The organism is Lentzea terrae (genome assembly GCF_003265345.1).
Classification (GTDB): Bacteria; Actinomycetota; Actinomycetes; order Mycobacteriales; family Pseudonocardiaceae; genus Lentzea; species Lentzea terrae.
Genome location: NZ_QFWW01000023.1, coordinates 61,541 through 85,903, shown reverse-complemented (window position 1 = coordinate 85,903; position 24,363 = coordinate 61,541). Strand labels below are relative to the sequence as shown.

Annotated in this window: 20 protein-coding genes; 11 read left to right on the top strand and 9 right to left on the bottom strand. The window is 68.7% G+C overall.

Going from position 1 to position 24,363, the window contains the following annotated elements; all coding sequences use genetic code 11:
* Nucleotides 1–17 precede the first annotated feature (17 nt).
* The gene (locus DI276_RS28105) at nucleotides 18–1,328 is read right to left on the bottom strand and encodes a DUF2252 domain-containing protein (protein WP_112268743.1); all 1,311 of its coding nucleotides are present in this window, start codon (nucleotides 1,326–1,328) and stop codon (nucleotides 18–20) included.
* 136 nt (nucleotides 1,329–1,464) lie between these two features.
* Here DI276_RS28105 and DI276_RS53090 point away from each other — a divergent pair, with 136 nt between their 5' ends.
* From DI276_RS53090 to DI276_RS28095, 3 genes are read left to right on the top strand one after another with little or no spacing between them, the layout of a single operon-like run.
* A complete protein-coding gene (locus tag DI276_RS53090) occupies nucleotides 1,465–1,590 on the top strand; it encodes a hypothetical protein (protein WP_269814309.1) in 126 nt (41 codons plus the stop codon).
* Nucleotides 1,591–1,625: 35 nt separating this feature from the next.
* Complete coding sequence (locus tag DI276_RS28100) at nucleotides 1,626–2,405, top strand: hypothetical protein (RefSeq protein ID WP_112268741.1); 780 nt, start codon at nucleotides 1,626–1,628, stop codon at nucleotides 2,403–2,405.
* Between the two features lie 17 nt (nucleotides 2,406–2,422).
* Nucleotides 2,423–2,827: a hypothetical protein gene (locus DI276_RS28095; RefSeq protein WP_157985001.1), complete on the top strand. Its 405-nt coding sequence runs from the start codon at nucleotides 2,423–2,425 to the stop codon at nucleotides 2,825–2,827.
* A gap of 41 nt (nucleotides 2,828–2,868) precedes the next feature.
* Here the strand turns inward: DI276_RS28095 and DI276_RS28090 are convergent, their stop codons facing one another.
* The gene (locus tag DI276_RS28090) at nucleotides 2,869–4,815 is read right to left on the bottom strand and encodes an ArnT family glycosyltransferase (protein ID WP_232836972.1); all 1,947 of its coding nucleotides are present in this window, start codon (nucleotides 4,813–4,815) and stop codon (nucleotides 2,869–2,871) included.
* 95 nt (nucleotides 4,816–4,910) lie between these two features.
* Nucleotides 4,911–6,128: a glycosyltransferase gene (locus DI276_RS28085; protein WP_112268735.1), complete on the bottom strand. Its 1,218-nt coding sequence runs from the start codon at nucleotides 6,126–6,128 to the stop codon at nucleotides 4,911–4,913.
* A gap of 150 nt (nucleotides 6,129–6,278) precedes the next feature.
* Between DI276_RS28085 and DI276_RS28080 the strand changes: the two genes are divergently transcribed.
* Genes DI276_RS28080 through DI276_RS28070 form a run of 3 tightly spaced genes read left to right on the top strand, consistent with a single transcriptional unit; the run spans nucleotide 6,279 to nucleotide 10,435 of the window.
* The gene (locus DI276_RS28080; protein WP_112268733.1) at nucleotides 6,279–6,947 is read left to right on the top strand and encodes a response regulator transcription factor; all 669 of its coding nucleotides are present in this window, start codon (nucleotides 6,279–6,281) and stop codon (nucleotides 6,945–6,947) included.
* Nucleotides 6,944–8,293 (top strand): sensor histidine kinase, encoded by a 1,350-nt coding sequence (locus tag DI276_RS28075; protein ID WP_232836971.1) that lies wholly within the window; start codon nucleotides 6,944–6,946, stop codon nucleotides 8,291–8,293. The genes DI276_RS28080 and DI276_RS28075 overlap by 4 nt, the downstream gene beginning before the upstream one ends.
* A gap of 57 nt (nucleotides 8,294–8,350) precedes the next feature.
* Nucleotides 8,351–10,435 (top strand): M6 family metalloprotease domain-containing protein, encoded by a 2,085-nt coding sequence (locus DI276_RS28070; RefSeq protein WP_112268729.1) that lies wholly within the window; start codon nucleotides 8,351–8,353, stop codon nucleotides 10,433–10,435.
* 158 nt (nucleotides 10,436–10,593) lie between these two features.
* Here the strand turns inward: DI276_RS28070 and DI276_RS28065 are convergent, their stop codons facing one another.
* From DI276_RS28065 to DI276_RS28055, 3 genes are all read right to left on the bottom strand, one after another.
* Entirely contained in the window at nucleotides 10,594–11,082 is a 489-nt protein-coding gene (locus DI276_RS28065; protein WP_157985000.1) for a hypothetical protein, read from the bottom strand.
* A 32-nt stretch (nucleotides 11,083–11,114) separates the two neighbouring features.
* Nucleotides 11,115–11,507, bottom strand: coding sequence for a hypothetical protein (locus tag DI276_RS28060; RefSeq protein ID WP_112268725.1), 393 nt, complete (start codon nucleotides 11,505–11,507; stop codon nucleotides 11,115–11,117).
* A 119-nt stretch (nucleotides 11,508–11,626) separates the two neighbouring features.
* On the bottom strand, nucleotides 11,627–13,087 hold the full coding sequence (locus tag DI276_RS28055) for an LLM class flavin-dependent oxidoreductase (RefSeq protein ID WP_112268723.1): 1,461 nt from the start codon (nucleotides 13,085–13,087) through the stop codon (nucleotides 11,627–11,629).
* 63 nt (nucleotides 13,088–13,150) lie between these two features.
* Here DI276_RS28055 and DI276_RS28050 point away from each other — a divergent pair, with 63 nt between their 5' ends.
* Nucleotides 13,151–13,636, top strand: a complete 486-nt coding sequence (locus tag DI276_RS28050) for a MarR family winged helix-turn-helix transcriptional regulator (RefSeq protein WP_232836970.1) — start codon at nucleotides 13,151–13,153, stop codon at nucleotides 13,634–13,636.
* On the opposite strand, the gene DI276_RS28045 is transcribed toward DI276_RS28050, so the two are convergent.
* Entirely contained in the window at nucleotides 13,630–13,929 is a 300-nt protein-coding gene (locus DI276_RS28045; protein WP_112268719.1) for a hypothetical protein, read from the bottom strand. The two genes, DI276_RS28050 and DI276_RS28045, sit on opposite strands and share 7 nt — an antisense overlap.
* A gap of 693 nt (nucleotides 13,930–14,622) precedes the next feature.
* Here DI276_RS28045 and DI276_RS28035 point away from each other — a divergent pair.
* Genes DI276_RS28035 through DI276_RS28025 form a run of 3 tightly spaced genes read left to right on the top strand, consistent with a single transcriptional unit; the run spans nucleotide 14,623 to nucleotide 21,523 of the window.
* On the top strand, nucleotides 14,623–20,280 hold the full coding sequence (locus tag DI276_RS28035) for a hypothetical protein (RefSeq protein ID WP_157984999.1): 5,658 nt from the start codon (nucleotides 14,623–14,625) through the stop codon (nucleotides 20,278–20,280).
* Entirely contained in the window at nucleotides 20,277–20,678 is a 402-nt protein-coding gene (locus DI276_RS28030) for a hypothetical protein (protein ID WP_198680961.1), read from the top strand. The genes DI276_RS28035 and DI276_RS28030 overlap by 4 nt, the downstream gene beginning before the upstream one ends.
* A complete protein-coding gene (locus DI276_RS28025; protein ID WP_112268711.1) occupies nucleotides 20,675–21,523 on the top strand; it encodes a hypothetical protein in 849 nt (282 codons plus the stop codon). Before DI276_RS28030 ends, DI276_RS28025 begins: the two co-directional genes overlap by 4 nt.
* Nucleotides 21,524–21,534: 11 nt before the next feature.
* On the opposite strand, the gene DI276_RS53285 is transcribed toward DI276_RS28025, so the two are convergent.
* Nucleotides 21,535–21,693, bottom strand: a complete 159-nt coding sequence (locus DI276_RS53285) for a hypothetical protein (RefSeq protein ID WP_332874714.1) — start codon at nucleotides 21,691–21,693, stop codon at nucleotides 21,535–21,537.
* Nucleotides 21,684–22,193, bottom strand: a complete 510-nt coding sequence (locus DI276_RS28020) for a TetR/AcrR family transcriptional regulator (protein ID WP_332874713.1) — start codon at nucleotides 22,191–22,193, stop codon at nucleotides 21,684–21,686. Before DI276_RS28020 ends, DI276_RS53285 begins: the two co-directional genes overlap by 10 nt.
* A 66-nt stretch (nucleotides 22,194–22,259) precedes the next feature.
* On the opposite strand from DI276_RS28020, the gene DI276_RS28015 reads away from it, so the two are divergent.
* On the top strand, nucleotides 22,260–24,356 hold the full coding sequence (locus DI276_RS28015; RefSeq protein ID WP_112268709.1) for a 2Fe-2S iron-sulfur cluster-binding protein: 2,097 nt from the start codon (nucleotides 22,260–22,262) through the stop codon (nucleotides 24,354–24,356).
* Nucleotides 24,357–24,363: the final 7 nt, after the last annotated feature.

The following is a 24,363-nucleotide window of genomic DNA, read 5'->3' as shown; positions in this document are numbered from 1 at the left end:
GCATCTAATGAATATGCTCAGGCGGTCGAGCCGACTTCCTTGATCCGGCCCTCCCGGAAGGCGTCCACGAACAGGCGGTGGTCTTCGCGGGTCTGCCGCGCGTAGTCGAGCGCGAACGCCACGATCGACTCGGTGAACGCGGCCTCGCGGTCACCGATCACCCCGGCGATGGCCTCCTCGCACTGGAAGGCGACGAGCGTCTGGGCCGAGTCCTCGTCGGCCACGCAGTGCATCTTCGCGGTGGCACGGCCCAGGTAACCGAGGACCGGCAGCAGGTCGGCCGGCTCGGTCAGGTCGGACCAGTCCAGGTCGGCCTCGTAAGGGGAGAGCTCGGCGACGACGTAGCCGGTGCCGTCGATCTGGGTGTGGCCGAGCCACGGGTCGGCGTGGGCCTGCAGGGCTCGCTGCGAGACGGCGGTGCGGTGGCCGTGGTCGGTGAAGTACTCGCGGATTGCGGAGTCCGGCACGATCCGGCTGGGCGCGGCGACGTTGGCCTGCTTCATGGAGAGCACGACGTCGTTCTCCAGGGCCTGGGTGCGGCCCTCGACCAGGATGTTGTAGGCGTGCAGGCCTGCTGAGCCGATGCCGAAGCCGCTGCGGCCGACGACGTCCTTGACGGTGTAGGTGCGGCTCGACGCGCGTTTGCCGGTGGGGATGGTGTCCAGGTAGGTCGCGAAGGCCTCCTCGACGGCGGCCCGCACCGGTGCCGACAGCTCGTGGATGCCATCGCGGTCGCGGCGGAACACGCGGTCGTAGTCGACGACGACGGTCTTCTCCTCCAGCAGACCGATGCGGGTGGAGAGCCGGGCGCGTTGCAGGACGCGGTGCAGGGCGCCGTCGGTGCTGTCCAGGCGCAGGCTGAAGAGCTCGTCGTTCGGGTGTTCGACGAACGAGCGGACCTGGGCCACGTAGGCGGCGACGTAGGTGCGGATCAGGTCGGTGATCACGCTGTCCGGCAGTGCCTTGCGCCAGCCGAGCAGCGCCATCGACGCGGCGAAGCGGCGGAGGTCCCACGTGAAGGAGCCGAGGTAGGCCTCGTCGAAGTCGTTGACGTCGAAGACGAGCGTGCCCGCGGAGTCCATGTAGGTGCCGAAGTTCTGCGCGTGCAGGTCGCCCTGGATCCAGATGCGGCTGGTGCGCTCGTCGGTCCACTCGTCGGGCAGTTCGGCCATGTCGGCGTAGAACAGGCAGGCGCTGCCTCGGTAGAACGCGAACGGCTCGGCCGCCATCTTGCGGAACTTGTGCCGGAACGCGGCCGGGTCGGCCGTCATCAGGTCGGTGAAGGCGTCCTCGAGCACGCTCACAATGCGGTCACCGCGATCGGTCATTGGGTGCCTCCTCCTACTCGAAGACGCAAATCCCAGCACGAGGACGCGTGCGAGCACACGTGCGCGTGCAAATTTCGAACGAACTGGGCAGGAATCGAGAAGCCGTCCAAGCATGCGCGCGCCTAGCGTCGACCGCATGTGCTTCATGTTCGGAGCCAGCAAGGAACACGTGCATCGGATGCTCGGTCTCCTCGACGAGCCCAAGCGCGAGGAGGAGGAAGAGGTGCTGGTTCCTGCGGCCGAAGACTGGTCGCAGGACTAGGGATCCGGTTCATGCCCGGCAGTTGACTGCTGGGCATGAACGGATCGATGTCCCGCCGGAGCATCCTCACCGCGGCAGCGGCGGGCTCAGCGGCGGTTCTGCTCGGCACCGGCCGCGCCTCCGCGGCGACCCTCGTCACCCAGAGCGAGATCAACTCGCAGCCGACCTTCTACGAGGTGAACGGCGCCGCGACGTCGTTCCGTTACGACCCCGGCTTCTACTCGCGCCTCGAGACGTGGCACGTGCACTGGCGCAACTGGACGCCCTACCACTGGACCGCGCCGCACAAGATCTACTCCTACGGCGTCTACGTGAACAAGCCCGGCATGCACGGCGAGGGCCGCGCGTTCGACCTCGCGCGCATGCTCATCACCAACCGCGACACCGGTGCGATGTTCCCGGCCTTCAACGCCCGCTACGACAAGTGGAAGAACGACACCGGTGACGCCCTGCGCACCGCCCGCATCCGTTACTGGGGCACGGTCGCGTCGCTGCACTACCACTTCCGGCACGTGATCTCGTACCTGGACAACGCCGAGCACCACAACCACGTGCACATCGACAACGCCGTCTCGGGCAGCGGCGACTCCAGCTACCACACCGGTTCCGTCACGCAGACGTACTTCGTCCAGGCCGCGTGCCAGTACATCTGGGGTTACGGCACGGGAATCGACGGCGACTGGGGGCCGCAGACCCAGCGCGACTCGTCGGCCGCGCTCGTGCGCGCCGGGTCCGACGGCGTGATCACCACTCAGAGCCGCTGGCTCGCGTTCTGCCAAGCCAGTGCACAGCAGGCGTGGGCACTCGTGCCCTGACAAAGGGGAGGAACGCAATGAAACGAGCTCTTGCGGCACTTGGACTCAGTGCCGCCGCGCTCATGGCGTCCGCAGGGATGGCGAACGCCGCCCCGGCCGGCGACGTCGAGATCCAGGGCGGCTGCAAAGTCAACATCTGCGGCTCGGTCATGAACGAGAGCAGCGTCTACATCTACGCCATCAAGGACTGGGGCGATGACGGCCCGGCGCCCGGCACCGAGTGGCGGTACCTGGCTCCTGGTCAGGAGACACCGCGTGACCAGGACTGGGACGGCTTCTGGGTGCCGTGCAACGCATCCGGCCGGCTCGCGGCCTGGCTGCCGCCGGGCTACTGGGCGTGGAAGGACTTCACCCTGTCCGCCGGGTGGGCCATGAAGATCCTCACCATCGAGGACGCGCACGTCCGCCACCAGAGCTGCTGAACCCGGTGCGCCCAGGGCCGTTCGGCCTGGGCGCACCGCTCTCACGCGTGGCACTCCATCAGGGTTTGGGTGCCACCGCCGTAAGCGCTCGGGTCCACTGTGGAGCAATGCTGCTGGATCCACGCCTGGCGGCCGTGGTCGTTCCGGCCGCCACCGGGCCCGCGGTCACCGCCGCTGAGCACGAACTTCAGCTTGCCCTCGCTCACCCACTGCTGCAGCTGCTCGACTGACGGCGCGTTGTCCGAGCCGGAGAACCCGCCCATGCCGATCACCACCTCGTCGGTGCTCATGATGTACGGCGAGGCTGCCTGCGCCGAGCCCGCGATGGCGAGGGTGATCTCGGCGCCGTTCCCGTGTTCCTCGGCGTAGGCGAGGATCCGCTTCTGCTCGTCGGTGAGCTCGGCACGACCGCCGCCGGGACCGCCCATCATCTGTCCGCGGTTGCCGCGTTGAGGGGTTTGGCCGTTGGGTGGCTGCATGCCGTTCGGCGGCTGCTGCCCGTCCGCGAAGATCTCGAAGCCGCCACCACCTCGCACCGCCGGTCCGGCCGCGGGCATCACTCCACCGCTACCGGCTGATGCGGCAACGGCGGTGGACCACACCGCCGGCACCAGCAGCATCGCGACCAGACCGGCCACCAGCCCGGCCCGGCGCAGTCCCACCAGCAGCACGACGATCGCCACCGCCGCGAGTCCGAGCACGGCCCAGCGGGTCCACCCGTGGAACGCCGTGTCTCGGGACACCAACACGAACGCCCATGCCGCCGTGATTGCGATCCCGAGCGGCAGCAGGAACCGCACGAAGCTCCTGGCACGCCAGAACATCACGAGCCCGGCGGCGCTGATGGCGGCGACGGCCGGCGCGAGCATCGTCGTGTAGTACGGGTGGAAGATGCCCTGCGCGAAGCTGAACACCGCCGCCGTGACCAGCAGCCAGCCTCCCCACATGAACCAGCCCGCGCGTTCGGCCGGGTTGCCCGGAACCTTGCGGCGCCACCGCAGCACGCCCGCGACGGACACCGCGACCAGGATCAGCAGGCACAACGGCAACAGCCAGGAGATCTGGCCGCCGACCGAGGCGTCGAACATGCGGGTGATGCCGGGTTGTCCGCCGAACATCGCGCCACCGCCGGGCCCGCCGAACTCCATCGGCCCCTGACCAGTCGGCACCTGACCGGACGGCACCTGTCCGGGAGGCATCTGGCCGATGACCTGGCCAGAGGAACCCCCACCCCGGTTCCCGCTGCCACCGAACACCCGGCCCAACCCGTTGTAGCCGATGATCAGGTCCCAGGCGCCACCGTCGGTGCTACCCCCGATGTACGGCTTGGACCCTGGCCAAAAAGCGTGCAGCCCCACCCACCAGAACGACGACGCGACCAGCACGCCACCCGCCGCCAACAGGTCGAGAACCCGCCGCCGAACCGGCGCGCCAGAACCGACCAGATAGGCGAGCGCAAACCCCGGCACCACGATCCACGCCTGCAGCATCTTCGTCAGGAACCCGCACCCGATGAAGAACGCGCACCACAGCAGCCACCGCGTCCGCGCCCGTCCCTCAGCCGACTGCACCGACCGCGTAGACGCATAAGCAGCAGCCACGAGCAGCAACACCAGCAGGGTGTCCGGGTTGTTGTCCCGGTTGATCGCCACGGTGATCGGCGTCAAAGCGAGGATCAACGCGGCGAGCAACGCCACCTTCTCGTCCGCCCACAACCGAACCGTGCGGTGCAACAGGAACACCGCCGCCACACCTTCGATCACCTGCGGCAGCAGCACGGCCCAGCCGTGGAAGCCGAACACGGACACAGCGATCGCCTGCGGCCACAACGCCATCGGCGGCTTGTCGACGGTCACCACGCCGGCCGGGTCGAACGAGCCGAACAGGAAGTTGGTGAACGACGTGGACATCGACTTCGCGGCGGCCGAGTAGTACGCGTTGCCGATCTGGCCGGCGCCGATCGCCCAGACGTACAAACCCCCTGCCACCACACAGATTCCAAGAAGCGCCCAAACGTGCCAACGGGAAGACGAGGTTGCCTCGGCCGGTGAGTCGGCCGGAGCGGCCACTGCGGCAGCGGCGGTCATGCGGGGTCCTTTCGGTCGTCCCGGCGGAACACCCAGCTCCGCAACAGGAAGAAGCGCCCCACCGTGCCGATGGCCGACGAGCCGAGCAGCACCGCCAGTTCCAGCAGGCGGGGCGGGTTGGCAGTGGCCGCGTGCAACACCAGCAGCGCGGCCGAGGTGAAGGCGTAGTAGAGGCCGAACACCACGAAGCCTTGCAGGTGCGTCTTGCCGCGAGTGGTGTTGCGGGCCGTGAAGGTGAAGCGGCGGTTGGCCTCCGTGTTGAAGATGGTCGTGATCACCAGCGCGGCCAGGTTGGCCGCGAGCACCGGCCACCACAGCCGGAAGACGCCGTACAGAGCCAGGTTCGCGAGCGTGGAGATCACTCCGATGACCGCGAACGACAGCATCTGCCAGGAAAGCCCGCCCTCGCTGCGGCTCAGCACGGCGTCCGGGTGGATGGCACGTGGTTGCGGTCGTTGCGGCAGTCCGCGCACGAGCGCCGTACCGTTGGCCTTCGCACGTGCCACTCGGATCAGGCCCTTGATGTCGTCGATCGCGGTGCCGACGACGTCGACCCGGCTGTCCACGTCCTCGACCCAGTCGACCGGCACCTCGTGCACGCGCAAACCGTTGTGCTCGGCCAGAAGCAGCAGTTCGGTGTCGAAGAACCACGCCTCGTCCCGCGCCTGGCCCAGCAACGGCCGGATGACGTCGGTCCGCGCGGCCTTGAAGCCGCACTGGGCATCGCTGAACCGGGCGCCGTGCGTCAGCCGGATCAACGCGTTGTAGGCGCGCGAAACCAGCTCGCGCCGAGGGCCGCGCACGGTTCGTGAACCCGGCGCGAGCCGCGAGCCGATCGCGAGGTCCGAGTGCCCGTTGAGCAGCGGCGCGACCAACGGCAGCAGCCCGTCCAGCCCGGTGGAGAGATCGACGTCCATGTACACGACGACGGCTGCGACGCTCGAGCCCCACGACTCCCGCAACGCCAGGCCGCGGCCCTTGCGGTCGAGGTGGTGCACGCGCACCCGTTCGTACCGTTCGGCCAACTGCCGAGCCACCGTCAACGTCCCGTCGGTGCTGGCGTTGTCCACGACGACGATCGACCAGTCGAACGGAAACTGCGACTCGAGAAACTCGTGCAGCACCTCCACGCAGCCGGGAAGGGCACGTTCCTCGTTGTAGACGGGGATCATGATGTCGACCGTCCCCGTGGCCTGCGCGGTGCTCACCGCCATTGGTTCTCCGTTCCACTGTGGACACCGTGGTGACCGTTGTGAAACCGAGCCTGCTGACGCGGTCGTGAGAACGTCCTTGGCTTTTGCTGAGAGAATCGTGAGGACGGCGATGCACAGCTGGCTCACAGACTTCGGCTCTACCGTCGCCCCATGCGACTGCTCGTGGTGGACGACGACCCGGACGTGCGGGACAGTCTGCGGCGCAGCCTCGAGTTCGAGGGCTACGAGGTCACCACGGCCGCGGACGGTGCCGAGGCCCTGCGCTCGCTCAGGGGCGTCGACCTGGCGATTCTCGACCTGATGATGCCGAACGTCGACGGTTCGGAGGCGTGCCGGCGGTTGCGTGCGGCAGGGGAGCGTCTGCCCGTGCTGATGCTCACCGCCAGGGACGCGCTGGGCGACCGGGTGACCGGCCTGGACGCCGGCGCCGACGACTACCTGGTCAAGCCGTTCGCACTGGAAGAGCTGCTGGCCCGCGTCCGCGCACTCCTGAAGCAGAACCGGCAGAAGACCATCCCGCGGCTGCTGCACTTCGCCGATCTGCGCATGGATCCGCAGGCCCGCGAGGTGGTGCGCGGGGACGAGCGGCTCGACCTGACACCGACCGAGTTCGACCTGCTGGCCGTGTTCCTCGGCGACCCGGAACGGTTGCTGACCAAGCAACACCTCAAGCACGCCGTGTGGGGACGCGACCACGGCACCAACAACCTCGACGTGTACATCGGCTATCTGCGCCGCAAGACCGAGATCGGCGGCCGCCCCCGCCTGCTGCACACCGTGCGCGGCATGGGGTTCATCCTGCGCGAGTCGGCACCGTGAAAGCTCCGGTGTTGCTGCGCAGCAAACTCGCGTTGATCACCGCCTGCGTGGTGGCCGTCGCGATCGCGGGCATCAGCGTCGTCACCTGGCTCGTCACCGAGCACAACCTGAGCACCCAGCTCGACAAGTCGTTGCTGGCGAGCCTGCCACCGCCCGTCACCCGGCCGCCGGAGCCGGGGATGCGGCGGGAGTTCAAGCTGCGCTGCGACGCGGCCGTGCCGGGCGAAGGGCTGCAACAGGTCCTCCAGGGCATCCAGCTGCTCAAGCTGGACGGCAGCACCTGCGCACCACCCGGCGTCGACCCGGTCGTCGACGTCGCCGGCGACCAGCAGACGAGCACCACGACGTTCCGCGACGGCCTGACCGCGTCCGGCACGTCGGTGCGGGTTCTGCTGGTACCGCTGGACAACGGCGAGGTCCTGATCCTCAGCCGCAGCCTCGAGGAGATCGACGACACGCTGACGGCGCTCGGCGGTGTCCTGCTGAGCGTGTCGATCTTCGGCACGTTGCTCGTGGCCGGGCTCGGCCAGTGGCTGACCAGACGCGCGCTCGCCCAGATGGAACGCCTCACCGAGACCGTCGAGCACATCGCCCGCACCGAGGACCTGACCACGCCGGTCACCGTCTCGGGCCAGGACGAGGTCGGCAGACTCGGCCGCGCTTTCACGTCGATGACCGCCGCCCTCGCGGAATCCCGCCGCCGCCAACGGGATCTCGTCAACGATGCCGCTCACGAGCTGCGCACGCCGCTGACCTCGTTGCGCACCAACATCGATCTGCTGGTGCGCAGCGAACGCACCGGCCGCCCGTTGCCCCAGCGCGACGAGGTGCTCGACCGGCTGCAGGCCCAGAGCCAGGAGTTCAGCGACCTGGTCACCGAGCTCGTCGTGCTGGCCCGCGACGACCGCGAGCTGGCCCGCGAACCGGTCGAGGTCGCCGAGGTGATCGACCGCGCCGTCAACCGCGCCCGCAGCCGTGCCCACGACCACGTCTTCGACGTCGACCGCTCGCCGTGGCAGACAGTCGGGGACGCGGCCGCGCTCGAACGCAGCGTGCTGAACCTGCTGGACAACGCGGTGAAGTTCGGCCCGGCCGGCTCCACCATCACGGTCCGCTCCCGGCCCGGCTGGCTCACCGTCACCGACGAGGGCCCCGGACTGCCCGCCGAGCACCGGGAATCGGCGTTCGAGCGGTTCTGGCGCGCGCCTGCCGCCCGCGGCCTGCCCGGTTCCGGCCTCGGTCTGGCGATCGTGGCGGACATCGTTGCGGTGCACGGAGGTTCCGTCAGGTTCGTGCCCAACGGCCGGGGTGCGTCCGTTCGTCTCAAGCTGCCATGCGAGACGTAGTGGTCAACCGACGATCGGCCGTGGTTGGCCGAGGCTGGTCTGCACCACGGTGGAGGCATGGATCGCTCAAAACGGCGCCCTGCCCTGCTGATCACCGCGCTCCTCTCGGTCGCGATGGTCACGGCCGGCAACTCGGCCGCATCCCCTGACCAGCCAACGCATCCGTGGCAGTACGACCACTGGCCCCAGCAGCAGCCCTGGCAGCAGTCCAGAGACGCCGCCCGCGTGGCCTCCCTCGCCGGTTTCCCCGGCCCCGTCGACCCGCAGAACTGGGTCAACCCCGACCACATGACGTGGGAACGGGACTACAAGAAGATCCCCGGCACCAACTGGGCCGACCCGTCGGTGCGTGGTTCGGTGCGCAACTTCAAGGGCGCGCTGGTCCTCCTGGACTACCCGAACCAGCCGTTCGTCGTCACGCAACCGAAGAACTCGACCGTGTTCGGCAACCCGAGCGCCGAGGCCAACGGCGTGCCGCGCAACGAGGTCGCGCAGTTCTACCAGGACTTCCTCAACAAGCCGAACGGCCTCAACCGCGGCCACACCGTGCACGAGTACTGGATGGAGACCTCCGGCGGGCGCTACGGCGTCGAGCTGAAGGCGTTCGGCCCGTACACGATGCCGGGCAAGGACCACGAGTACGCCATGGAGTTCCAGGGCGGCACCGCATGCCCGGCCGGCGACTCGTGCAACCGCAACATCCGCACGGACGGCCGAGCCGCGTGGGTCGCGGACGTCGGCGGCGAGGTGCCGGCCGGCTACGACTTCATCTACTACCTGTCCGCGGGCCAGGACGAGTCCGGCACCTGGCAGGAGTTCGGGATGATGAAGTTCCGCACCAAGGAGGACGTCACCGACGACTTCGGCCCGCCGGACCCCGCGCTGCCGAACTGGTCGCGCACGCGGTACGTCGACTGGACGTCGTGGGCAGCAGGGTCGAGCATCTGGCCCAACGCGGGCGGCGGCTCGTCGACGCAGGCGGAAAGCTCCGGCCAGGGCGTGTACGCGCACGAGCTGAGCCACATCCTCGGCATCGGCGACAACTACAACAACCCGTACGGCAGCCCGCCGCGCCGCGACTACAGCGGCCCGTGGGACATGCTGTCGCGCGGCGCGTTCAACGGTCCCGGTGGCCCGCACTCGCGCTGGACCATCCCCGCGACCGCGGGCGGGTCACTCGGCGCACAGCAAACGCTGCGCAACAAGATCAAGCTCGGCATCATCGACGAGCGCAACGTGCTGCGGCTGTCCAGGGAAGCGCTCTCCGGTTCCGGCACGGTCATCGCGAAGATCACCGCCCGCGAGGTCAATCCCGGTGCGAACGGCCTGACCGGAATCAACCTCGCACTCGGCACCGGCGACAAGACGCCGTCGTGCAACGTGAACACCAACCCGTTCTGCGACGGCGGCGGCTACAACAACTACACGCTCGAAGTCGTCGACCGGATGGGCGCCGACTCGTTCACGCCGGACGCGGGTGTGTTGCTGGCCAAGACGAAGAACCAGGACACGGCCCCGTTCACGTGGGTCATCGACTCGAACCCGCAGGACATCGGCATGACCGACTACGTCCTGCCCGACGGCACCAAGGTGCCCATCACGGTCGGCGACTACCGGCAGCTGTCGGACGCGCTGTTCCACGCGGGCACCAACTCGGGCAGCGAGTACGAGTTCGTCGACACGGCCAACCGCCTGCACTTCTACATCCTGGACGTGCACCGCGACGGGCGCGGCATCCTGTCCTACACCGTGGCGATCCGGTCGTTGGACGGCGCCGGTCCGCAGCAGCGCGGTGTGCAGGTGCTGCCGGGCCAGGCGCGCACCCAGGACGGCGTGGCGACCTGCCGGTTCCCGGTGGTCAACACCGGCCGTTCCGCGCCGCCCACCTCCCAGCATCCGGAGCCCGTCACGCAGTACATCGACGGTGACGTGTACCGGGTCTCGGCCACGGCTGCGAACGGGTGGACCGTCTCGGTGCCCAACGCCCTCGCCACGGCCAAGTTCGGTGGCAGGGTGGAGGTGCCGGTGCACGCTCAGCGCAACGGCGGCTCGATGACGTCGAAGGTGACGCTGACGGCCGTTTCGGAGAGCAACCCGAACAAGCAGGCGAGCGCCACCTGCACCGTCGTGTCCGCGCGTTAGTGCCGTGGCCGTCAGCCTTTGCCCCGTGTTCGGTGGTCAGACGGGTGCATCGTGGTGCCGGCCCCGCGTCCTCATACTGGTTGTATGTGGTCGTGGGGCCGTGCCGCGAGGCGCCCTGCTGAGCGCCGAAGACGCGGCGAAGGCTGGCGGTCGCGGCGCTAGACGGACTCGTCGAGGTGCGCTTCCCACACGGCGTTGGCTTCCGTGTGGGAAGCGGCACCGACGAAGAACGCCTCACCGATCGCGTCGAACGCCGGGTCGTTGCAGTCCGCGTCCATGAACTTGGGCCTGTGCACCGCGAACCCGTGCGGGGTGTCGGCAGGCCGGTACGGCAGCGCGACCTGCATGCTCTGCCGGTACGGGCCGTACTGGACGGCCTCGATGATCAACGCGTCGGTCTTGCCTTGTTCCAGGTGGATGTAGCCGTCGGCTACCAGCACGGCGCCGACCCAGCTGGGATCGCCGTCCGCCAGCGCGTCCCGGCCGACGCGGGCGCCCTCGGCGTAGTCGTCGTACATCAGCCTGTCCATGCCGTACTCGCCGTCGGGGTGCAGGTACCCGATCAACGGGACCAGCGTCTCTCCTTCGGAAACGCACCAGACTCCGTGGGCGGCGAAGAACCCCGCCAGGCGGGCTGTCTCGATCATGGCCGACACCATGCCAGGCCTCGCCGCGATTTTCAGCGAGTTCGCACAGATCGACGACGTTGCTGCGGCACGGGTCCGGACGTCAGCATGACCAGGCCGGCGAGCAGCACGATGACGCCGCACGCCACCCACGTCCACGTCCTGACCGCCGAAACCGGTGCGGGCACACCGATGCCGAGCAGCAGCAACGGCATGCCCAGCGCGTAGCAGACCCCGGCCGCGAACACCCGGCCCGAACCGTTGAGGAGCAACGGAACCGCGGCCACGGCGGCCAGCACCGCGAACACGAGCCAGCCCCAGGTCAGTCCGGTGTGGAGCGCGACCGTGATGTCGAGGCCCTTCTTCGCGCGGATCGCGAGCTCGGTTTCGGCCTCGTGGGTGAACCCCACGGCGGCGCGTGTGCCCGCGGCGACTGCCGTGAGCACCGAGGTGGCACCCAGAATCGTACGTCCACGTCGGACTGGATCAACTCGCTTCCTGGTGTTCACGCCTCCAGTCTCTGGGCGTTCGGTTGCAACTCGGTCCCGCACACGCCGAGGTGCACTCAGTAGTGGTACGGAATTCGTGCCATCGGTTCGACCAGCTCGCGCTCCTCATAGGACAGATGCGAGAGCAGCGTGTCGGTCAGCACGTCCACGGCGTCCTGCAGGTCCACGATCCGCTTCTGGTCGCCGACCACCGCCACCAGCGCGGCGTCGACGCGTTCGAGCACGTCGTGGATGACCCGGTGCTCCTCGGTCAGCCGGTCGAGCACCGGGCCGAGCCGCTCGTCACCGCGCCGCAGTTGCGGGTACAACGACCGGTCCTCGTGCGTGTGGTGCATCGTGACCAGCCGGCAGTAGCTCTCGCAGTACGCGCCCATGGTCCAGTTGTTCTGGCGCATGGTCATCGTGTTGATCTCGGACCGGGCGGCGCCCACGTCGAGCGCGCCCTCCGCGACCTGCTTGACCAGCGACCGGACCTTGGCCAGTTCCTGCCGCAGGTGGTCGTGCACGTCGATCAGCTGCCTGCCGAGCGCTTTGCCGGACGGCGTGTAGACGGCGTCGGCCTTCGGCGCCGGGCCGGTCGGGCGCTTCGTCTCGTCCCACAGGCGTTCGTCGGACAGCCGGGTGCCGTCGTCCGGCGTCGGGACGACCCCGAGCCGGTCACCTGCTTTTGGGCCTGAAGTCCGTTCTCCCGCAACGATCTCGCGCACGGCCGGTGCGACGTCCTCCGCGAACCGGCGCACCTCGTCGTCGCCGTTGACCATGAGGATGAACCCGCTGACGCCCTCGTTCAGCGCGAGCTCGGCGAGCTGCTCGGCGGTGAAGCTGCCGTCGACGTTGTAGAGCCTGCGGACGTCCTTCGGCGATCGCCCGGCTTCCTCCGCGGCCTCGTCGATGATCGCGTTCATCCCGGCCAGCTGGTTCGGCGGCGCGTACGCGGCCGACGGCAGCCACCCGTCCGCCATGCGTCCGGTCAGCTTCAGCATCCGCGGCTTGTACGCGCCGAGCCAGATGCCGATGTCGTGCGCGGGGAACGGGCCGGGCCGTGCACCGTTGAGCGAGTAGTGCTTGCCCTGCAACCGGATTCCTCTCCCCGGTCTCCACAGTGTCCGGATCACCGAGATGGCTTCTTCCAGCGCCTCGACCGACTCGGCCGCGGTCCGGTGCGGCCCATCCATGGCGGCGATGGCGTCCCAGAACGCCCCGGCGCCGAGGCCGAGCTCGACCCGGCCACCGGTGATGACGTCGAGACTCGCGGCGGCGCGCGCGAGCATCGCGGGCGGGCGCAACGGCAGGTTGGCGACGTTGGGGAAGACGCGGACGTTGGACGTGGCCGCGGCGATGACCGACAACGACGTCCAGGTGTCGAGGAACGCGGCGTTGTACGGGTGGTCCTGGATGCTCACGAGCTCCAGTCCGAGCACGTCGGCGGCCTGCGCGAGCCGCAGCGCGTCGTCGAACCGGTCGGCGGCGGGCGGCAGGAACACACCGAACTCGAGCGAGTGGCCGTAATCTGACATGCCGAAAGTATGCCACACAGATGTTCTGTTCTACAGACGTTCTGCTCGCGCTATTATTGGTCGGTGACCGCCCTCGACGAAGACTTCGGCTGGACCCTCGGCGTGGTGTTCCGCGCCTACGTCAAGGCGACGAACTTGGCGGTGGGCGACCTGCCGGGCGGCCACCGCGGCTATCAGATCCTCACTGCTGCCACCCGTGACCAGCCGGAAAGCCAGTCCGCGCTCTGCCAGCAGCTCGGCATCGACCGCACGGTGATGACCTACCTGCTCGACGACCTCGAACGCGCCTCTCTGGTGACCCGGCAGCATGCACCCACCGACCGCCGCACGCGTCTCGTCGTCGCCACGGACACCGGTCGCACTCGGCTGGCGGATCTCGATCGACGACTCCAGCACGCCGAGGCGCACGTGCTGGCCGGACTGTCCCGCGAAGATCAGGCGAGCCTGAAGGCGTTGCTCCGCAAGCTCGCCGTGCACGCCAACGCCGCAGACCCGGTCGAGAACACCTGTCAGGTCGTGCAGGACATCGCGGCCGGCACCCCTCAGTAGGAGGCAGAGCCGAAGTCCGGCGGCGCGGAGAACGTCACGACGTCCACCGCGTCGGGAATGGTGGCGGGCGGGGGGAGTTCGAGGACGTCGCGGCCCGGCCGGTTGTCCTCGTCGAAGTCGACGTGGAACGTCCTCTCGAACAGCGAGCGCGGTCCCGTGACGCTGAAGCTGACGCCCGCGGGGGCGCTCGTCGTGAAGCCGCGGCCGGCGAACCACTGCCGCACGGCCGAGGCGCCCGCGACATCGCGCAGGACCACCTCGGCCGACAACGGTTCGTTCGCTTCCGCCTTCACACCCCCATGCTCCTCCTGCTACTCGTGGTCGGCCAGATAGGCCGACAGCGTCGCTGCCTCCTCGATCGACACCCCGTCCAACGGGCCAGGCGGGATCGGACCTGGCAGGGCGAGACCTGCAGCACCTGGAAACCGGCGGCCTGCAGCCGCGCCACCGCGTCGCGGCCACCGGTTCCTCGGACATGTACGCCTCGACGTTGCGGTGGTCGATCGAGCGCGTCGCGTCGAACAGGGAGGATCCGCCGATGGACTTCGGTGAAGCCTGTGCGTACACGACTTTGGGCAGCGGGTCCGGTGTTGTCTTCTTCGTTGCCATGATCATTCCGTTCTGTGCACCGTGCCGCCGCGGTACGAACGAAGTCGTCGCACGTTGCTCGCCGTTAGCTTCTGTGGTCTTCTGACATCCGGGTGAATCACCGTTGGGCTACCTGGCGGCTACGTGCTGCTGTCGACAATGCTTGACACAATTAAAAGGAGCAATACTCACTTTGGTTGATATTGCTAGTGCATTGCCCGCCGATCTGTAAGACTCCGGCTCAGGTTTGGGGAGACCTAGGGGGTCTGATGCTGAGACGGTCGTTTTCGCGCGCCTTTGTGGCATTAATTGTGTTGGCTCAGGTCGGTCTCGGCGCGAGAGTCGCGGTGGCTGACCCAGAGCCACCTCCACCGCCGCCACCAGCGCAACAGGCGCAGGTGAGCAACAAAGACATTCCGACCGGAAAAGTGCAGCAGCAAGACGCTCAGGTGGCACCGCAGCTGCAGGCGATTCCGGAGGTCCAGCCCGTTGATCCGGGGCCGAACGGATCCGTGGAGGTTCCGCGAGAGCGTTCCAAAGCACTGCAGGACATTCCGGCGCTGCCCGGGTTGAATCCCGCTCCCGGCACGGTGCCGGTCGAGAAGGCACCGGTCGTGCCGAATCCGCAGGTGCGCCCGTACCAGCTGACGCTGCCCGAGCAGCCGGGGCAGAAGCTGGTCGACCTGACCGCTGCGGACGCCCTGACCACGCTCAAGAACGCCGGCCGGGTCACGCCGCAGGGCACCCCCGACCTCGACGCCACGAAGCTGCAGCCGCAGGTGTCGTCGGCGCAGTTCATCGACCCGACCAGGCGAGCGACGCTGCAGGAGCTGATCGACGCCCTCGCGTCGGGCAACATCCCGCCGCCGCTACCGGTCGACCCGCTGGCGTTGCTGAACGAGCTGCCCGACGGCATCCCGAGGATCACCTACCGGGTCTGCTCGGAGTCCGCGACCAAGCAGGTGTCGTGCTCGCTCACCCTGCCGCTGGGCGTGCCCGCGATCGTCGACGTCACGGGTGACCGCACGCCCGACGTGCTCGCGGACGTGCTGCCCGCCGTCGCGGTCGGCGAGATCGTCGGCCCGGTCCGCGACCTGCTCAACGTGCAGCGGCAGATCGATGACGCGACCAAGCGCCTCAACGTGGTGCTGGAGCTGCTGAAGGATCCGCTGAACATCATCCTGCACCCCGAGCTGCTGATCGAGAAGCTGCAGCTGGAGTCGTTGCTGGACAACCTGAGGATCACGCTGGAGGAGAAGCTCCAGGCGCTGCTGCGGATCATCAACGTGGGCCTCGCCATGGTCACGTTGCGGCTGCCCACCAGCGAGTTCGCCGGCCGCGACCTGCCCGCGCACGTGTGGGGCGTCTACGACCTGCCCGGCCACAAGCGGGTTTCGCTCGGCTACGACGGATTCCGCCGCGGCGCCAGTCTTTCCACGGCGACGATCGGCATCTTCACGCTGAACCCGTTCGAGATCGCGCGCGGTGTGTTCGACGTCAAGGCGTCGCTGCTGCAGCTCGGCGCGGGTGACGCGTTCGCGATCACCGCGGGCATCGCGTCCGTGCGTGACGACGACAAGGGCGACGCGTACGACCCAACCGTTGCCAGTGCTCGGTTCTCGCCGGTGCCGCGGTTGTTCAACGCGCACGCGTTCATCGACATGGGCGCACAGGATCGGCCGCAGAAGGCCACCGTCGATGCGCGCAGCGACGTCGAAACGCACCTCGACGCCCAGGTGCTGACCAACCAGGGCGGGAAGAACCGGTTCGACCAGCTGAAGATCGACACGTTGCCGTCGGAGGTGTCCGCGGCGATGACACGGCCGGTGAGCGGTGGCGAGACGACCATCAACTACCTGGCTTCGTCGGCGATCTCCGACGTGCTGTTCGCCGACTACGTCTACAGCGGTCAGGACCGGCTCGACTGGGCCGTCCAGGCCGGTGCGAAGGCCGTGCCCGCCCGGTGGGACGCGCAGCTGAAGACCGAGCAGGACAAGATCTCCGCGCACTACACGGCTTCCGGCGCGCTGGAGTCGCTGGACGTCAACTTCTACGACCGCGATCCGGCGATCGTCGGCCGAGGTGCGCTGCGGAAGCTGCCGTCGAAGGTCGACTTCGAGGTCGACCGGGGTGCCAAGCACGCGAACTTCACCGCGGACCAGCCGCTGGGTTCGGCCACCCTGGCGTTCTCGAAGAACCTCGGCGCTTATGCGCCGCTCGAGGGCGACCACGCGACGGTGATCACGCGGGACCAGGCGATCGGTGCCAGCGCGCAGGTCAGCGGTCTCAAGCTGGTTGACGCGTTCTTCGACGGTCGCACGAGGCTGAAGACCGAGTTCTCGCCGGGCGGCCAGGCGTTCGTCGGCGCCGCTGACATCGACGCCGAGCACAAGGCGCGGATGGAGATCTCGAACCTGCCGAAGACCGCGTCGATCGACGCGGACACGGCGGCGCGCAAGATCGCCTACCGGGCCAGTGAGGTCATCGACCGGGTGCACGTCGCGTACACGAACACCAAGAGCGGTCCCACGTTGTTCGGCACCGTGCTCGACGTACCGTCCACTGTGGACGTCGAGTACGACCTCGGTGACAAGCCGCGGGTCAAGTACACGGCGTCCAGCCGGATCTCGCGGATCGAGGTGTTCGCGAGCCCCGACCACGTCGAGCAGCTGCGGCCGGAGGACGACAAGTACCTCTCCGCGTTGACGACGGGGGTGCCGACGAGCGTCGAGGTGCTGGTCGACCTCGTCGCGAAGCACATGCAGGGCAAGCTCGCCCAGCAACTCGACCTCGTGGACGTCGTGGCGCGGTTCCCGGTCGCCGGCCGCGACTGGACCGCGATGACACATCTCGAAGCGGTTCCCGCCGACTTCGACGCCGACTGGGCGGACGGCAACCTGCGGTTCCGCGCGTTGAGTGCGCCACTGGGTGTCGCGAAGCTGGCGGTGACCAACCACAGGGACACTTCGGCGCCTGCGGGTCTGCACGCGGCTGTCCACCATCGACAGACGACGGGTGACCTCGACGCGAGCGTCTCGGTGCGGAAGCTTTCGCACATCGAGTACTCACGCGCGTCGACCGGCAACCAGACGTTCCGGCTGGACACCGACACGGGTGGCGATCCGGTGTTCGTGGACGCGGACGTGGTGCTCGCCGCGAACAACGTCGACGACACCAGGTACTCGGTGCTGGGCAGGATCGACAACCTGCCGAGCACGATCCGCGTCGACGTCGGTGACGGCAAGATCACTTACGCGGCCGACCGCAACGTCGGGCTGGCGTTGAACGTGGCGTTCGGCAAGATCTCCGCGTTGAACGGGCTGGGTGCGCCGTTGTTCGCCAACGGTGTCGCCGCTGTCGCCCGCGGCTGTGCGGAGGGTGCGGGCTGTGCGAAGGACGAAAGCCCGTTCTGCCAGGTGTTCCCGCGGTGCTTCGGTGTCGTCGGCACGGTGAACCTGCCGGGCCTGCCGACCGGGATCACCATCGACCTGAACGCGCGCAAGGTCGTGCTGGACGACTACCGGCCGACCGCGCCGCTGCAGGCCTACGTGGGCGTGCACGGGCTGGTCGAGCGCCTGCCGGACTTCAAGGCGCTCGCCACGTTGTCCGGCCTCGCGTCGCCGGTGGACCTCACCGTCGGCCCGCTGGACGTGGCGGACGGCAAGATCGACGTCGGGTACACCGCGTCCGCGCCACTGGGCACGCTGACCCTGGAAGCCGACGCCCGCACGACCGACGCGCGGTTCCCGGTGCTGCGGGCCAAGGCGGTCGTCGGCAAGCTGCCCGCGTCGATGCACGTGGTCGGCACGCTCGGCGACCGGACGTCGGTGAGCATGCGCAACTCCGCGCCGGTCGACGAGATCTCGTTGACCGTGACCAGCGACCGGTCCGGCTACCTGCGCGCGGGTGTCTTCGACGTGCCGGCCTCGGCCGACGTGCTGGTCGACGCACCGGCCAAGCACGCGGAAGTCACGATGTCCGCGCCGATCGGTGCGGTCACGGCGCTGGTCCGCGACATCCCGGTGAACGGCCGCACCTGGTCCGCCTACGGGGATCTGCGGAACATCCCGTCGAAGTTCACCGCGGACTGGGCGGAGGGCAGGTACCTGCTCGCGGCCGAGTCGGCACCGCTGGGTTCGGCCGCGTTCGCGGTGACCAACCACGGAGGTGCGCAGGCGCCAACGGGTTCACACCTGGCGGTGCACTACAACCAGTCCACTGAGGACGTCGACGCCAGCGCGGCGCTGAGCGGGTTCTCGCGTGCCGAGTACACGCACACGGGCGGCGACTTCACCACGAAGTTCAACATCGCATCGCAGACGATCGCCCTGGACGCCGACGTTCGTCTCGCCGGTGCGGTGCGGCTGGCTGCTCTGGGCCGGCTCGGTCCGGTGCCCTCGACGCTGACCATCGGCTCGAACAAGGGCGTGCTGACCTACCGCGCCGACCGGCAGCTCGCGCTGGAACTGCAGGCGTGGCTGGGCAAGGAGGGCGCGCTGAACGGCCTGGGCGCGCCGAAGTTCGCCAACGGCATCGCGGTGGTGGACCGCAAGTGCTCGGGCGACGGCTGCCCGACCGACGACGGCCCGTTCTGCACGGACCGCGGTTGCTACGGCGTGGTCGGCATCATCAACATCTCGGGGCTGCCGACCGAGGTGACCGCCGACCTGGCCACGAGCTCGTTCTCGTTCAGCAACTACCGCCCGGTGGTCGACCGGCTGGAGCTCTACGTCGCGGACTCGGTGTTCACACCGGAGCCGTTGACCGGGGCGAAGGCCAAGGTGACGCTGACGAACTTGCCGGCGGCGATCGACTTCAAGCTCGGGCCGATCTCCATGAAGGACGGGCTGGAGTTCAAGTACGACGCCGGTGTGGTGAACGCCGGGTCGATCGAGGTGCACGCCGAGGCCTACAACGTGCCGAAGCTCGGCACCGCGCGGGCGTTGGCCCAGCTCGACCCCATCCCCGGCAAGGTGGACGTCAAGGCCGAGTTCGGCAAGGCGACGAACATCAACGTCGAGAACTCGACGGCGATCAACAAGCTGATGCTGAAGGCGTCCGGCACCTACGAGGGCAACCCGGCCAGCGCCATCGCGCAGCTGACGGACGTGCCGGCGAAGTTCGGCATCACCACGGACGCGAAGGCCGTGGGCATCACCGCGCCGAACTTCACCTACAGCTCGCCGGCCAGCACGCTCGACGGCCTGTTCGCGCTGGAAGCCGCGATCATCAAGGCGACCAGCGACGAGCCGGACGCGCTGAAGGTGGGCATCAGCGGGGTGTCGTTCGAGTTCGACAACCTCGGCGGCGACACGAAGGCGGCGCTGGGGCAGGACTCGTCGGTCACGTTCACCTCGGCACCGCGCACGCCGCGGATCGAGTTCCACACCGGACTGATCCTGGCCTCGGAGATCCCGAACACCAACGTGGACAAGGAGCTCTTCTCCGACCCGGTGAACTTCTTCACCGGGACCCTGCGCGGGCACTACGGCGTAAAGCCGTCGAAGATCTCCGACATCGGGTTCGCGATGCACGACATCGCGTCGGTCACGATCCGCCCGGCCAAGATCCCGTTCAACATCGAGGGCGTGCCGGCCTTCGCGGGGTACGTGATGCCCGCGTTCGACCGGGGCGACTACGACCGGGTCGAGGTGGGGACGAGCGGCGTCGACATCAAGGCCGACGTCAACCTGAGGTTCCGCATCGAACGGCCGCTCGGGCTGCCCGACGCCTACGACGAGAGCCTGGTGCTGGGCAACACCACCACGATCCAGTTCCACCGCTACGACCAGCAGTACCGGCCGATCAGCTCCAAGCTGCAGCTGGCGGCGCTGGGCGTCGACATCGGCTGCCTGCAGCTGTCGACGAAGCCCGGCAAGGTCGCGACCGGCGCGAACGGTATCGTCGTGCGCGGCGCGGACGGACAGCAGATGATCATGTTTCTGGACCCCGGTGATGCCGCTCCGGACTACCTGATCGACCTGCTGGCGCACTTCGCATCGCCGTTCGCCGACGCCCAACTCGGTATCAGCGACTGGAATGTCGGTTCGTGTTGATCAGGAATCTCTTGCTCGTGTTGCTGGCCGTCGCCACCTCCACGGTGGCGACGGCTTGCGGTGCCTTCTGCACTGACACCGCTCTCGAAGCCCGCCCGGCCTCCGGCACGCCCCTGGTCTTCGAGGCCGTGCTGACGTCGGACGGTTCGCCCGTCTCGGCTGGCCGCGTGGCGTTCTACACCCGCGCCACCGGACCCAACGGTGGCGAGGAAGGCCGCCTGATCGCCCAAGCCACCAGCGGCTCCGACGGCGTGGCCAGGCACGCGGTGGAGGGCGGCAAGCCTGCTTTGGACTACCCCGGTGCGACGCTGAACGGCTACAAGGTCACCTTCGACAACCTCGACAAGCTGAACGGCGTGCGGTACTGCTCGTCGACGGCGGAGGGAAGCATCTCGTGAGGCTGGCCGTGGTGGCGCTGCTGCTCTTCGTGGTCTCCTGTGGACAGTCGGGTTCCGCGGCGAACTCCGCTGACTGCGCAAAGGTCTCGTCGATCGCGTCCTCCGGCAAGCCCGTGTCCTCGCTGGGTGCCGACCTCGTGGTGCCTGGCGAGGTGACCGGCGTTTCCGGTTCGGTGCTGCCCGCGGCCTCCGGGGTCGAGGTGCCCGCCGGTCAGTCGACCCTGGCCATGCCGGATCCCGATGTCGACCGGATCGTGGCGGCGGGCAAGGTGTCGTCGCTGTCCGGCCTGCGCTCCTCGGTCGAGCAGCTGGTCAGCTCGCGAGGCTGGCGGGTGGGCAGCAACAGTTCCGGCTCCGACGGCCGGTTCTCCCTGGAGTACCAGGGGCCTGGCATCTCCGGCTCGGTCGTCGCGCTCGCCTGCGCCGAGCCCTGGTACTTCGTGAGCGCCGAGATGTCGCCACCGCTGCCCACCTCGGACGTGCCGTTCTCGTGCGAGAAGGTGCGGTCCGCGTTCCCGTCGATCAAGGACGGCGCGTCTGGCACCTGCATGCTGTCCGAAGGCGACACCCGGCTGCAGGTGACCTTCGCCCGGCCGCCCGTGGACGCGTTCCGGTGGCGTCCGCGCTTGCAGGAGCTGCGCCGCAACGCCCGTGACTACGTCAAGATGTTCTGTGGCGGTACGTCGACCGAGTGCGCGACTTCGGACGCGTTCGGTGCCCGCGCCGCCGTGAGCGCGGTCCGGGACAACGACTTCTGGGCCGGGGCGCAGGTCGAGTTGAGGAACGGGACCGCTGAGCAGGCTCGGACGATGGCGGAAACGGCGGTCCGCGCGCTGACCGGCTGAGCTGGCCCGGCTCACCGAGGTGAAGGGCGTTCCCGACGAGCCGCAAGCGGTTCAGGCGACTCCTGGTGGCCGGCCAGGTACCGGGTCACCATGCCCACCAGCTCGTGCTCGAACCTCTCGACACCGGTGGCCTGCGGGGAAGCCATGATCCGGTGGGTGTTCAGCTCCACGGTGAACACGATGAGCTGTCCAGGTCGCGCACGCGGACGTCGGGGTGCCGGGCGAGCAGATCGCGCACCTGGGCGATGCGCTGCTCACCGTGCCGCGCGATCGTGTCGAGCAGCTCCTGGGAGAACTGCGCCTCCTGGACCATGATCTGGAGCAGCTGGGGGTCGTCGCGGTGGTTGTCGATCGCGTCGCGGACGAGCGCGCGCACCGCCGCCTCCAGGGTTCCTGGTGACAGGTCGAGCCGATCGGCCTGGGTCCAGACGCCGCGGTCGATGTGCCGGATCACCAGCTCGGCCAGGATCGCGTCCTTGTTGGGGAAGTACTGGTACAGCGAGCCGATCGAGACGCGGGCCCGTTCGGCGATGCGGTTGGTGGTGCCGGCGGCGTACCCGTGCTCGGCGAAAATGTGAGCAGCCGCGGTGAGGATGCGGTCGCGGGTGAGCTCCGCCCGGACCTGCCGGGGCTTGCGACGTGGTTCGACGGGGCGTTTGGCCGACGGCACGGTGGTCCTTCCCCAGGCGCTCGAAAGCGAGTATCCAAGAGCTGAGCAAAAGCTCATAATAGTGCCATGAGCTGGGAAAACAATGTCTCCCTCGATCGGCTCAACACGGTGGAAGAGGTCGAGTCAGTCGTCGGCCGGCCCGCCCCGATGATCATGCTGAAGCAGCTCAGCACACTCGACGAGGGCTGCGTGACCGTGCTCGCCCGCTGTCCGATCGCGGGCTTCGGCCACCGGGACGCGCGAGGCCTGCCCAGAACGACGTTCGTCGGCGGCACACCGGGTTTCGTGCGAGTGCGTTCGCCTGCCCGCATCTCCTTCCCGTTGAGCTCGGGCCTCACCGCCGGTCCCGCGTCGCTGGTCTTCCTCCTGCCGGGGGTGGGGGAGACGTTGCGAGTCAACGGTTCTGCCTCCGCGGGACGAGATGGCGAGGTTGTCTTCGACGTCGCGGAGGCGTATGTGCACTGCGCCCAGGCCGTGCTGCGGTCGGGTCTCTGGCAGTCGCCCGCACCGGCCGAGCCTGCTGCACCGATCGATGACGGTCCTCTCTCCCCGCCCGGTGTCGCGGACTTCCTCGCTGCCGCACCATTCCTGGCACTGTCCACCTGGGACTCGGCGGGCGGCAGCGACACGAGTCCACGCGGGGAACGGCAAGCGGTCGCGCGGATCCTGGACGGCCGCACGCTCGTGATCGCGGACCGGAAGGGCAACCGACGCGCGGACACCCTCCACAACCTGCTCCAGGACGACCGGCTCTCGTTCGCCGCGCTCGTCCCGGGGCGCACCGGTGTGCTGCACGTCCGAGGCCGGGGGACGATCACCGTGGACCCCGCCGTGCTGGAACCGCTGTCGCTGCGCGGGACACCACCGCACGCCGCGCTGCTCGTCGACGTCGAAGCCGCCGAGCTGACCTCGAACGACGCGGTGGCACGGGCGAGGCTGTGGACCCCGGCCGCGCACACCGACCTGCCCGACCTGATGGGCCTGGCGAGCGCACACCTGGCCGCGAACTCGGCGAGCGGAACGTCCGTCCTGCTCAAGCTGGTGCCGGTGCGGTGGTTGCGGGCGGCGATGAACCTCGCCTACCGGTTGGGCCTGCGCCAGGAGGGATACGAGGTCACGACTTCCTTCCAACGCACCGCTGAGACCGCGCCGGAGCACCCGTTGCGCGAGGTGCGCGTCGTCGAGGTGCGGCGGGAGACGCCCAGTGCCGTCACCGTGGTGCTGGAGGACGGCGAACCGTTCGCCTTCCGGCCGGGCCAGTTCTTCACGTTGGTGACTGACCTCGGCGTGCGCAGGCCTTACTCGGCTTCGTCGGTGCCCGGCTCACTCCGGTTGGAACTGACGGTCAAACACGTCGAGGGCGGTCAGTTCTCCACGCACGTCCATCGCGACCTCGCAGTGGGAGACCGGCTGTTCGTGCGCGGCCCGTCGGGTTCCTTCCACGTGGATCCCGAACACGAGGTGGTGCTGATCGCGGCGGGCAGCGGCGTGACACCGATGATGAGCATGATCCGCACCCTGCTGGCCGCGTCTGCCGGACCCCGGATCGCACTGCTGTACAGCAACCGCAGCGCGGAAGAGACCATCTTCGCCACCGAGCTCGGCCGGCTGGCGCGGGAACACCCCGATCGGCTGTCGATCACGCACGTGCTGACTTCCCGCGCCGGCAGGCTCGACGTGCCAGGGGTTCGGCGGTGGGTCACCGGCCTCAGGGCGTCCTCCGGTGCGCGGTTCTACGTCTGCGGCCCGGAACCTCTCATGGCCACCGCGCGGCAGGCGTTGGCGGAGCTCGGCATCCCGGACGGTCAGGTGCTCGCCGAGCACTACGCCACCGCACGTGCCGCGGCCACTTCCACCGCGCCGCAGCGAATGCTCGTCGAGAACGACGGGCTCCCGGTCGGTGCCGCGGTGGTGGAGCCGGGGCAGACGCTGCTCGACGCCGGGCTCTCGGCGGGTCTGCCGATGCCGTACTCCTGCACCGTCGGCAGCTGCGGGGAGTGCGTCGTGCGGCTCCGCAGCGGTGAGATCTCTCAGCAGGAGCCGAACTGCCTTACCGCGCAACAGAAAGCGTCCGGCCACGTCCTCACGTGCACCAGCTCGCCGCTGGCCGAGGTCACGGTGGACATCGCAAATCGATCGACTGTGCAGACTGGCAGCTGCTAGGCAGGGC

Excerpts from the sequence above, each read along its gene's own strand:
- DI276_RS28105 (WP_112268743.1), bottom strand. The coding sequence starts at position 1,328 with ATGACCGATCGCGGTGACCGCATTGTGAGCGTGCTCGAGGACGCCTTC.
- DI276_RS53090 (WP_269814309.1), top strand. The coding sequence starts at position 1,465 with ATGTGCTTCATGTTCGGAGCCAGCAAGGAACACGTGCATCGGATGCTC.
- DI276_RS28100 (WP_112268741.1), top strand. The coding sequence starts at position 1,626 with ATGAACGGATCGATGTCCCGCCGGAGCATCCTCACCGCGGCAGCGGCG.
- DI276_RS28095 (WP_157985001.1), top strand. The coding sequence starts at position 2,423 with ATGAAACGAGCTCTTGCGGCACTTGGACTCAGTGCCGCCGCGCTCATG.
- DI276_RS28085 (WP_112268735.1), bottom strand. The coding sequence starts at position 6,128 with ATGGCGGTGAGCACCGCGCAGGCCACGGGGACGGTCGACATCATGATC.
- DI276_RS28080 (WP_112268733.1), top strand. The coding sequence starts at position 6,279 with ATGCGACTGCTCGTGGTGGACGACGACCCGGACGTGCGGGACAGTCTG.
- DI276_RS28070 (WP_112268729.1), top strand. The coding sequence starts at position 8,351 with ATGGATCGCTCAAAACGGCGCCCTGCCCTGCTGATCACCGCGCTCCTC.
- DI276_RS28065 (WP_157985000.1), bottom strand. The coding sequence starts at position 11,082 with ATGATCGAGACAGCCCGCCTGGCGGGGTTCTTCGCCGCCCACGGAGTC.
- DI276_RS28055 (WP_112268723.1), bottom strand. The coding sequence starts at position 13,087 with ATGTCAGATTACGGCCACTCGCTCGAGTTCGGTGTGTTCCTGCCGCCC.
- DI276_RS28015 (WP_112268709.1), top strand. The coding sequence starts at position 22,260 with ATGAGCTGGGAAAACAATGTCTCCCTCGATCGGCTCAACACGGTGGAA.